The organism is Comamonas sp. 14P8.1.4 (genome assembly GCF_057799285.1).
In genome coordinates this window covers 1-473 of record NZ_JBYOKN010000040.1, presented here as the reverse complement: position 1 = coordinate 473, position 473 = coordinate 1, and the positions used below count along the sequence as shown (strand labels likewise).

1 protein-coding gene is annotated in these 473 nt (G+C 53.5%); it reads right to left on the bottom strand.

Annotation, left to right across the window (positions count from 1 at the left end; genetic code table 11):
- Nucleotides 1-165: flagellin N-terminal helical domain-containing protein (locus AC27VO_RS16535; RefSeq protein WP_488667810.1), on the bottom strand; the 165-nt coding region annotated here is incomplete at its 3' end.
- Nucleotides 166-473 lie beyond the last annotated feature (308 nt).

Sequence of the window (473 nt, the reverse complement as noted above, 5' to 3'; positions counted from 1 at the left end):
GTTCATGCGCTCCGAAATGGCCAGACCTGCTGCATCGTCCTTGGCGCTGTTCACACGCAGGCCCGAAGACAGGCGTTGCATCGAGGTGGACAGTGTGCTGCCCGACAGGCTCAGATTGCGCTGTGCATTGATCGAAGCGACATTGGTGTTGATGGTCATGGCCATGGTGAATCTCCCAGTATTTCGTTGAAAAAATGCGAGCGCGAGCGCCCCCTCCATGCGTTGCAACATCGACTGCAGCGACTGAAAGCTGCTTGCGACTGGCACCGCCTACCAAAGAGTTATCGGACCGTCCTCTGCAGACTTGAGTGTTTTTTTACAGTTGGAGACATTTCCAGCAAAAAGGGAAATAAAAAAAGGCTGCACCCCAAAGAGGTACAGCCTGTCAAACACACTATTTTTACGCACCAAAGGCAGCCATCTAACACGATGGCAACCCTTGGCTACCTGCTTAGCGCAGCAGGCTCAGCACG